Source organism: Jiangella ureilytica (assembly GCF_004348545.1).
In the GTDB taxonomy this organism is placed as follows: domain Bacteria; phylum Actinomycetota; class Actinomycetes; order Jiangellales; family Jiangellaceae; genus Jiangella; species Jiangella ureilytica.
In genome coordinates, this window is record NZ_SMKL01000009.1 from 116,148 (window position 1) to 125,796 (window position 9,649).

Sequence of the window (9,649 nt, forward strand, 5' to 3'; positions counted from 1 at the left end):
CTACGACACGGCGTCGACTGTCCGGTCACTGGAGTGCGACCAGGTCGCAGCAGGAACACGAATCGGATCCATCACGCCGGCGCGGGTGACGCGCTGAGCGAACGCGCGTCGCCGTCGCCGGACGGCGGTACTACGCTCCGGCACATGTCCGACGCGACACGAGACGGCGGCGACGCGCTCATCCCGCAGATCCGGATCATGCGGCGGTCCGGCCAACAGCAGCGGGCCACATTCTTCGAGCTGTTCTTCGACCTGGTCTACGTCTTCGCCGTCACCCAGCTCTCGCACCACCTGCTGGCCAGCCACCTGACCTGGGCGGGCGCGGCCGAGACGGCGTTCATGCTGCTGGCGGTCTACTGGGCGTGGAACTACACGACCTGGATGGCGAACTGGTTCGACCCCGAGACGGCGCCGATCCGGCTCGTGCTGACGTTCGTCATGCTGGCCAGCCTGCTCATGGCGGTGGCCGTCCCGCGCGGCTTCGGCGACCTCGCGCTGCTCTTCGCCTGCAGCTACGCGACCCTGCAGATCGGCCGCAACCTGTTCGTCGTCCTCGCGACGCCACCGGGTGCGTTCCACCAGAACTTCCGCCAGATCCTGGCCTGGTCCATCCTGTCGGCGCCGCTCTGGGTGGCCGGCGGCCTGGCCGACGACGCCCGCTGGCCGCTCTGGCTGGCCGCGCTGGCGCTCGATCTCGCCGCGCCGCTGGTCCGCTACTGGGTGCCCGGCGCCGGCAGCACGCCGATGAGCCAGTGGGCCATCGACGGACACCACTTCGCCGAGCGGTTCCAGCTCTTCGTGATCATCGCGATCGGCGAGAGCATCGTGCTCACCGGTGTCACGGCGTCGGGCTCGGAGATGACCTTCGAGACCGGCGTGGCCCTGGCATTGGCGTTCCTCGGGTCCGTCGCGCTGTGGTGGCTGTACTTCTCCGGCGCCGCTCCGGTGATCGCCCGGCGCATCGGCCACAGCAGCAGCGACGACGTCGGGACGCTGGGCCGCGACATCTTCACCTACCTGCACATCCCGATCGTCGCGGGCATCGTGCTGATGGCCGTCGGCGACGAGCTCGTGATCGCCCATCCCGGCGACGACCTGGAGACGACCGGCGCGCTGGCGGCGCTGGGCGGCCCGGCGCTGTTCCTGATCGGCCTGATCGCATGCGGGTTCCGCGCCGGGCACCACATCGGCTGGGCGCCGTTCGTCGCGGTGGGGCTGCTGCTGGCGGGCATCCCGGTGTTCGACGGGCAGAGCGGGCTGGCGACGTCGGCGTTCGTTCTGGTGGTGCTCGGTGTGCTGGCGGTGATCGAGCACCGGCGCGAGGTTCGCGAGGCGGCCGCGACCGGCGGGGCGCCCGCGACCGGCGAGGTCGCGGACGCCCCCTGAGCTCTGCCGCCCGCCGCGCTTTGCGGCTCGGTGCGGGCGCTGCGTGCGCTACTGCGGCGGCTCGTCCTCGCCGGACTCCTCCGCGGCCTCGCCCTCCTCCTTGGTGTGGTGGACGGCGTCGGCGGCGTGCTCGGGCGGCCCGTACACGGTGTAGAGGATCAGCGGGTTCTCGCCGGTGTTGATGACGTTGTGCTTCGCCCCGGCGGGGACGGCGACCAGATCGCCCTGCGCGCACGACTTCGTCGAGCCGTCGAGGACGACCTTGGCGGTGCCGCTCACGAACGTGAGGATCTGGTCGGTGTCCTCGTGCACCTCCTCCCCGATCTCCTCGCTCACCGGGATCGTCATGATCACGAGCTGGGTGTGCTCGCCGGTCCAGAGCACACGACGGAAGTCCGCGCTCTTCTCGGCGACTGTCGCGATGGTGAAGTGGGGTATCTCGGCCACGGCCTTGCTCCTTTCGAGGTGTCTCCTGCCCGTCGTGTACCCGCCGTGCGCGGTTCCAGCCAAACCGTCGTGCGCACGCCGCGCCGCCGTCGTCCGCGGTTCACCGGGCCGTCGAACGGCGGGGCGAATACTCGACCGACCCCCCACGCTCGTCGAGAGGAACCGACATGGCAGTGAGGACGCTGCGTCGCACGGCGACCGCCGCCGTCACCATCGCGCTGCTCACCGGCCTGGCCGCCGCACAGGCCGGCGCCGAGGGCGAGGAGGACCCGCGGATCCAGCAGTACCGCGAGGCCCTCGCCCAGCTCCGCCCGCTGACCGACCCGCCCGCCTGCGACCAGGTGCCCGAGCCGGGCCGCTGGGCCGACGCCGGCGCCCCGGACCAGGGCTCGGCCGACGCCGTCATCTCCGCGCACCGCGGCGCACTGACGCTGGCCCCGGAGAACACCCTCCAGTCCTACGAGTACGCCTTCGCCTACGGCGTCGACCTCGTCGAGGTCGACGTCCAGCAGACCGAGGACGGGCGGTTCGTCGCGCTGCACGACTCCACCGTCGACCGCACCACGAACGGCACGGGCAACATCGCCGACCTCACGTTCGACGAGGTCCGCGCGCTCAACGCCGCCGACTACGCGCCGTGGAGCGGCGGCGCCTACGACCCCGCCCAGGTGGCCTCGCTCGAGGAGGTGCTCGAGCTCGCCCAGCGCGCCGGCAAGGGTGTCGAGCTCGACATCAAGGGCTCGGTCACCGAGGAGGGCGAGCTGGCGGAGCTGGTCGGCGAGTACGGCCTGATCGAGGAGTCGATCTTCAACTCCGCCGACCCGCGGGTGTTCGTGGCCGAGCCGGCCGCCCGCCTCATCTACAACCGCGACGCCTGGGAGCCGGCGTTCCTCATCTACGAGGTCGGCGAGGTCTTCAAGGTGTTCGGCTCGCGGCTGGACGAGTACACGCCGGAGTCGATCGCGGCGGCGCACGACGCCTGCGCGATCGTCATGCCGCACGCCTACGACGCCGGCCCCGACCAAGAGGTCGCGCAGTTCCTGCAGGCTCGGGCCATGGGCGCCGACGGCGTGCAGACCAACCAGCCGGCGCTCATCGTCGCGGCCGCCGGTGAGGCCGTCGACTCCACCATCGAGGTGGAGCGCGGCGAGCACGGCCGCATCGACGAGATCTGCCTGGTCAACGCCGACAACGGGTTCGGCTTCCCGGGCAAGCCGGTCCGGTTCCAGCGCGGCGACAAGTCGGCCGAGCTGACCACCGGCCGCGGCGGCTGCGTCGCGACGCCGCCCGGCCACTGGCAGGGCGCCCGGGTCACGTTCGCCGGTGACGGCGCCGTCCACGCGTCGGCCGCACGGCTGGCGCCGTCGCCGGACTGACTCGCGGCGAGGCCGCCGGGTGGCGCCGTCGTCAGCCCTTGACGGCGCCACCCAGCCCGGCCCCGCGCAGGAACAGCCGCTGGAACACCAGGAAGATCACGATCGGCAGCGCCATCGAGATCAGCAGCGCGGCCAGGAAGACATCCAGCTCGACGGTGTCGCGGATCAGCGGCAGCCGCACCGACAAGGGCTGCAGTGTGGGCTCCGGCAGCACGATCTGCGGCCACAGGAAGTCCTTCCACGCGTTGAGGAAGGCGAAGATCGACACGACGCCGAGGATCGGCTTCGACATCGGCAGCACCACGGACCACAGCAGCCGGAACGGTCCGGCACCGTCCACCCGGGCCGCCTCGTACACGTCGCGGGGGAGGCCGTCCATGAACCGCTTGACCAGCAGTACGTTGAACGCGTTGGCGCCGGCCGGCAGCCACACGGCCCAGTAGGAGTTGAGCAGCGACGTGTTCACCAGCGGCAGGTCGAGCACCGTCAGGAACAGCGGCACCAGCACCACGACGCCCGGGATGAACAGCGTGGCCAGCACGGCCGCCGTCACCACCGGGGCGTACCGCGGCCGCAGCACCGCCAGCACGTAGCCGCCGGTCGTCGCGACCAGCAACTGCACGAACCAGGAGCCCAGCGCCACCCACACCGTGTTGGCGAAGTAGTGGCTGATCTGCGCCTCGTTCCAGGCCGTCGACAGGTTCGCCCAGTCGGCGCCGCTCGGCCAGAACGCCATGGGCGTGCGCAGCGTGTCCTGCGTGGTGCTGACGGCGGCCCGGGCCAGCCAGAGGATCGGGCCGAGGCTGGCGACGGCGAGCAGCGCCAGCACGGCGGCCTGGGCGATCCGCACGCCCCACCGGGTGCCGGCGCGGCCCCAGTCGAAGTCGGAGAGGATGCCGCGCTCGCTCGTGGCGTCGGTCCGCCGCTGCCTGCGCGGCGGGACGGCCGGTACCACCGGCGGCGGGGGCGCGGGCGCCGTCACCCGCGGCTCGTCCTTGACCGCGTCGCTCATGTCGTGCTCCAGGACCGGGTGAGGCGGAAGTACACGGCGGACATGACCGCCAGGAACAGCGCCAGCAGGACCGACAGCGCCGTCGCGGCGCCGTAGTCGCCGAACCGGAACGCGTAGTTGTAGATCTGCAGCAGGACGGTGACGGTGGCGTTCTGCGGGCCGCCGTTCGTCATCAGGTACGGCTCGGTGAACACCTGGAACGTGGCGATGACCTGCAGGATCAGCGTGATCAGCAGAACGCCGCGCAGCTGCGGCAGCGTGACGTGCCAGATCTTGTGCCACAGCCCCGCGCCGTCGACCTCGGCGGCGTCGTACAGGTCGCCGCGCACCCCGGTCAGTGCGGCCAGGTAGATGAGCACTGTGGCGCCGGCGTTGGCCCAGGTCGCCTGCAGGACCAGCGACGGCATGGCCGACGACGCGTCCTGGATCCAGGCGAACGGCCCGAGCCCCACCCAGCCGAGGATCGTGTTGAAGACGCCGGTCTGGCTGGCGTCGTAGAAGAACCGCCACAGCAGCACCGCCACCACCGGGGGCACGACCACGGGCAGGTAGGCCAGCGCGCTGTAGAGGCCCTTGCCGCGGCGAAGCTCGCTCATGACCACCGCGAGCACCAGCGGCACCGGGTAGCCGAACAGCAGCGCCAGGCCGGTGAAGTAGAGGGTGTTGCGCACCGACGTCCAGAACAGCGGGTCGTCGAGGACGTGCCGGAAGTTGTCCAGGCCGACCCATACCGGGTCGGTCACCAGGTTGGTCTCCTGCAAGCTCATCACGACGGCGCGCCCGATGGGGAACCAGGCGAAGTAGCTGAAGACCAGCAGCAGCGGCAGCAGGAGCAGCAGCGTGCTCAGCCCGCCGCCACGGACCCAGCGGATGGTGGCGTTCACCTCGGTTCTCCCATCGACGACGCCGTGGATGGAGTGCCCCGGGGGTCGCGGCGGTGCGACCACGCGAACCCCGGGGCCGTCATCATGGGTCAGCCGGCCTCGATCAGCGAGCTGACGTTGGAGTTCGCGGTCTCGAGCAGCGCGTCGATGTCGGCGTTCTCGTCGGTCAGGACGGCCTGCACGACGGCGTCGAGCTCGGCGTAGAGGTCCTGGGCCCGCACCGGCGGCTCCGGCACCAGCGGCTGGTCGAGGATGCTCTCCTTGAACGGCATCATCTGCTCCAGCGGCACGTTGACCAGGTCGGCCACCCAGGCGTCGGACTCCGCCAGCTGCTCGGCGCCGAAGATCGGCAGCGCCGGCGTGCCCAGCGGAGCGTCGGCCGCGACCAGCGCCTCGGCGTCGGCCAGCGCGGCCTCCTCCTGGGTCAGCTTGCTCATGTAGAAGAAGTCGATCCACTTGACGGCGGCGGCGCGCTCGGCCTCGCTGGCGTCGGGCCGGACGCCGACGATCGTCCCGCCGCCCAGCACGCCGGCGTCGGCGCCCTCGAGCGGCAGCACCGTGAGCCCGTAGCTGTTCGGGTCGATGCTGTTCTCGGTCACGAGGCTGTTGTAGACGTCGGAGCCGCCGATGTACATGCCGACCTGCCCGGCGGCGAACGCCTGGTTGATGGTGCCCCAGTCGAACAGGAAGTTGTCGCCCATGGCGTCGTCCTCCCAGCGCATCTGGCGCAGCAGCTCCAGCGCCTGCTGGGTGCCCTCGTTGTCCAGCGTGGCCGTGACGTCGTCGCCGGTGCCCTCCTCCATGCGCCCGCCCAGGGCGTAGGTCAGGGTGGTGAGGATCCAGCCGCCGGTGTTGTTCTGGCTCATCTGGGCGAAGCCGGCCTGGCCGGTGGCCTCCGCGATGGCGTCGGCGTACTCGCGGACCTCGTCCCAGCTGGTCGGCGGTGCGTCGGGGTCGAGGCCGGCCTGCTCGAACATAATCCGGTTGTAGTGCAGGCCCATGCCGTAGGCGCTGGTCGGGATGGCGTAGATGTTGCCGGCGTCGTCCTGGGCGACCTCGAGGACGCTGGGATTGAACGCGTCGGCGTAGGGGAGCTCCTGCACCTCGGCGGTGATGTCGGCCAGCTGGCCGCGCTCGATCATCGCCTGGCCGTCGGTGAACGGGAACTCGAACGTGGTCGGCAGTGTGCCGCCGGCCAGCTGGGCCGCGAACGTCGTCACGTCCCACTCGTACTCGCTGGGCTCGATGGTGATGTTCGGGTTGGCCACCTCGAACTCCTCGACGCGGGCGAGGAACGCCTCACGCGTGGCGGACTCCGTCGCCGGCGGCAGGTTGCTCACGCTGATGGTGACGGCCTCGTCCTCGCCGCCCCCGCCGTCGCCCTGCTGGCCGTTGCCGCCGTCGCCGGCCTGCGGCTCCTCGTCGCCGGACCCGCAGGCGGCCAGCAGGCTCAACGCCATCGCGGCCGCGGCCACGGCGCCCAGGTGTCTGCGTGTGCTGCTCATCTCGTGCTCCATCCCTTGGTGCCGCTGCGTTGCGGCGTTGTCGGGGCCAGTAGTCGGACTCAGCGCTCGGGGGTGTCGTGGGTGGGCAGGCGAAGCCAGACGGCGGCGTCGGAACCGAGCCGGCCGTCCTCGAGGTCCGCGCTCGCGAGCAGGACCTCCTCGTGTGCGGGCAGGTCGACGGGATCCGCCGACAGGTTGACGACGCACGCGACGGCGCCGCCGTCGTCGCCGTCCTCGTGACCTCGCCGGAAGGCGATGATGTCGGCCGGAGTGTCCAGCCAGGTGAGGAAGCCACCGCCGAGCGCCGGCTCGGCCTTGCGGATCCGCAGCGCGTCGCGGTACAAGGCGAGCGTGGAGGCGGGATCGCGGTCCTGCGCCTCGACCGTGAGGTGCGCCCACGTCGCCGGCTGGGGGAGCCAGGTCTCGCCCACGGCGCCGTGGGGGCTGAACCCGTACGGCGGCTCGGTGCCGCTCCACGGGACCGGGACCCGGGACCCGTCGCGCCCGGGGTCGACCCCACCGGAGCGGAAGTGCATCGGGTCCTGGATGCGGTGCGGCTCGATGTCCTCGACCTCCGGCAGGCCGAGCTCCTCGCCCTGGTAGACGTAGGCCGAGCCGGGGAGGGCGAGCATGAGCAGCGCGGCGGCCCGGGCCCGCCGCAGGCCGAGGGCCAGATCCGACTCGGTGCCCGCGCGCTTCGTCTCGAACGCGAACGACGAGTCCGCGCGGCCGTAGCGCGTCACCGGCCGGGTGACGTCGTGGTTCGACAGCACCCAGGTGGCCGGCGCGCCGACCTGCTCGTGGAAGTGCAGGCTGGTCTCGATGCTCTGGCGCAGCCGGGCCGGCTCCCACGGGCAGGCCAGGAAGTCGAAGTTGAAGACGGTGTGCAGCTCGCCCGGGCGCAGGTAGCGGGCCAGCCGCCCCAGGTCGGGCAGCCAGATCTCGCCGATGAGCGCGCGCGGCTCCTCGTAGCTGTCGGCCAGACGGCGCCAGCTGCGGTAGATCTCGTGCACCTCGTCGCGGTCGGTGTGCACGTGCTCGCCCGGCGCGTGGCCGGGGTCGACGTCGGGCAGGTCGGTGTGCTTGGCCAGCAGCCCCGCGGAGTCGATGCGCACGCCGGCGGCGCCGCGGTCGAACCAGAACCGCAGGATCTGCTCGTGCTCGTGCCAGACCAGCGGGTGGGTCCAGTTGAGGTCGGGCTGCTCCGGCGCGAACAGGTGCAGGTACCACTCGCCGGGTGTGCCGTCGGCGTTCTTGGTGCGGGTCCAGGCGGAGCCGCCGAAGATCGAGCTCCAGGCGTTGGGCGGCTCGGCGCCGTCGAGGCCGCGGCCGGGGCGGAACCAGAACCGCTCCCGCTCCGGCGACCCGGGCGGGGAGTCCAGCGCCGCCTTGAACCAGACGTGCTGGTCCGAGACGTGGTTCGGGACGATGTCGACGATGGTGCGCAGCCCCAGCTCGCGGGCCTCGGCGATGAGCTGTTCGGCCTGCTGGAGCGTGCCGTAGGCCGGGTCGATGTCGCGGTAGTCGGCGACGTCGTAGCCGCCGTCGGCCATGGGTGACGGGTACCAGGGGCTGAACCAGAGCGCGTCGACGCCGAGGTCCGCGAGGTAGCGCAGCCGGGCCTGGACGCCGGCGAGGTCGCCGGTGCCGTCGCCGTTCCCGTCGGCGAAGCTGCGGACGTAGACCTGGTAGATGACGGCGTTACGCCACCACGCGTGATCCATGGCCGTCACGTTAACGACGGCAATAATGTTGCGCAAGACTTCGACAACAAGTTGCAGGAACACGATTGGGTTACGACGGGTGCCCGATCAGTCGCGTGGCGGAGGCGCCGTGGAGCCCCGGACCACCAGTTCCGGCTCGAACAGCAGCTCGTCGGACTCGACGCGGTGCCCGGAGATGAGCCCGACCAGCAGGTCGACCGACGCCTTGCCCATGGCCTCGATGGGCTGGCGGACCGTGGTGAGCGGCGGTTCCGTGCAGTTCATCAGGGCGGAGTCGTCGTAGCCGACGACGGAGAGGTCGTCGGGAACGCGCAGGCCGGCACGCTTGGCGGCGCGGATGGCGCCCAGGGCCATGGGGTCGCTGGCGCAGATGACGGCGGTGACTCCGCGGCGCAGCAGCCGGCTGGCGGCGGCCTGCCCGCCCTCGAGCGAGTGCATGGCGTTCTCGACGTGGTCGTCGGGCAGCTCGACGCCCGCACTGGCCAGCCTGGCGTGCGCGGCGGCCAGCTTGCGCTGCGACGGCACGTGGTCCGGCGGCCCCAGGATGAGGCCGATCCGGGTGTGCCCGAGTGAGAGCAGGTGACCTGCCGCCTGCTCCGTCGCCACCGCGTCGTCGCAGCTCACCCGCGGGAACGGCAGCTCGTCGATGCCCGCGTTGACCATGACGGTGGGCAGCTTGCGCTCGATCAGCCGCGCGTAGTGGTCGTGCGCCCCGTTGCGGCCGCTGTACAGCCCGCCGGCGAACAGCACGCCCGACACCCGCTGCTGGAAGAGCAGCTCGATGTAGTCGGCCTCGGACACCCCGCCGACGGTCTGCGTGCACAGCACCGGCGTGAGCCCCTGCTGCGCCAGCGACCCGCCCACGACGTCGGCGAAGGCGGGAAAGATGGGATTCTGCAGCTCGGGGAGGACCAGCCCGACCAGCCGCGCCCGCTCACCCCTCAGCTTCGTCGGCCGCTCGTACCCGAGCACGTCGAGTGCCGTCAGCACCGCCTCGCGGGTCGCCTCGGAGACGCCCGGCCGGCCGTTGAGCACCCGGCTCACGGTCGCCTCGGACACGCCGACCTTCGCCGCCACCTCAGTCAGTCGTCCTGCCATGGGCGCAAGCATACGACAGATTTGCGCAAGAACCTTGCGTGCGATTCGGAGGTGGGGTGCTGTGGTTGCGCTGGGGTTCCCCCGTCCCCCTGCTGCCCATTCTCTTGGCCCCGGACGGTCGCCTCAAGCGGACCCTGGTGGCGCTTCGCGCCGTGGGGGTCCGCTTGACCCGCCCGTCCGGGGTCTAAGAACGGGCAGCTATCAGGGGGACGGGGGG

Annotated in this window: 8 protein-coding genes; 2 read left to right on the forward strand and 6 right to left on the reverse strand. The window is 71.5% G+C overall.

From position 1 onward, the window contains the following. Positions 1-144 precede the first annotated feature (144 nt). Entirely contained in the window at positions 145-1,386 is a 1,242-nt protein-coding gene (locus E1212_RS05995; RefSeq protein ID WP_131980321.1) for a low temperature requirement protein A, read from the forward strand. Positions 1,387-1,434: 48 nt separating this feature from the next. Here E1212_RS05995 and E1212_RS06000 read toward each other — a convergent pair whose 3' ends face one another. Next, the gene (locus E1212_RS06000; RefSeq protein ID WP_131980351.1) at positions 1,435-1,824 is read right to left on the reverse strand and encodes a cupin domain-containing protein; all 390 of its coding nucleotides are present in this window, start codon (positions 1,822-1,824) and stop codon (positions 1,435-1,437) included. 176 nt (positions 1,825-2,000) lie between these two features. On the opposite strand from E1212_RS06000, the gene E1212_RS06005 reads away from it, so the two are divergent. Then, complete coding sequence (locus E1212_RS06005) at positions 2,001-3,209, forward strand: glycerophosphodiester phosphodiesterase (protein WP_131980323.1); 1,209 nt, start codon at positions 2,001-2,003, stop codon at positions 3,207-3,209. A 31-nt stretch (positions 3,210-3,240) separates the two neighbouring features. Here E1212_RS06005 and E1212_RS06010 read toward each other — a convergent pair whose 3' ends face one another. The 5 genes from E1212_RS06010 to E1212_RS06030 form a co-directional block, all read right to left on the reverse strand. Beyond that, positions 3,241-4,221: a carbohydrate ABC transporter permease gene (locus E1212_RS06010; RefSeq protein ID WP_131980325.1), complete on the reverse strand. Its 981-nt coding sequence runs from the start codon at positions 4,219-4,221 to the stop codon at positions 3,241-3,243. Further along, complete coding sequence (locus tag E1212_RS06015) at positions 4,218-5,105, reverse strand: carbohydrate ABC transporter permease (RefSeq protein ID WP_203416473.1); 888 nt, start codon at positions 5,103-5,105, stop codon at positions 4,218-4,220. Before E1212_RS06015 ends, E1212_RS06010 begins: the two co-directional genes overlap by 4 nt. A gap of 89 nt (positions 5,106-5,194) precedes the next feature. After that, positions 5,195-6,610, reverse strand: coding sequence for an ABC transporter substrate-binding protein (locus E1212_RS06020; protein WP_131980327.1), 1,416 nt, complete (start codon positions 6,608-6,610; stop codon positions 5,195-5,197). Positions 6,611-6,669: 59 nt separating this feature from the next. After that, on the reverse strand, positions 6,670-8,334 hold the full coding sequence (locus E1212_RS06025) for a glycoside hydrolase family 13 protein (protein ID WP_131980329.1): 1,665 nt from the start codon (positions 8,332-8,334) through the stop codon (positions 6,670-6,672). Between the two features lie 87 nt (positions 8,335-8,421). After that, positions 8,422-9,432 carry a LacI family DNA-binding transcriptional regulator gene (locus E1212_RS06030; RefSeq protein WP_131980331.1) on the reverse strand — a complete coding sequence of 337 codons (1,011 nt, stop codon included), beginning with the start codon at positions 9,430-9,432 and terminating at the stop codon, positions 8,422-8,424. Between the last annotated feature and the right edge of the window lie 217 nt (positions 9,433-9,649).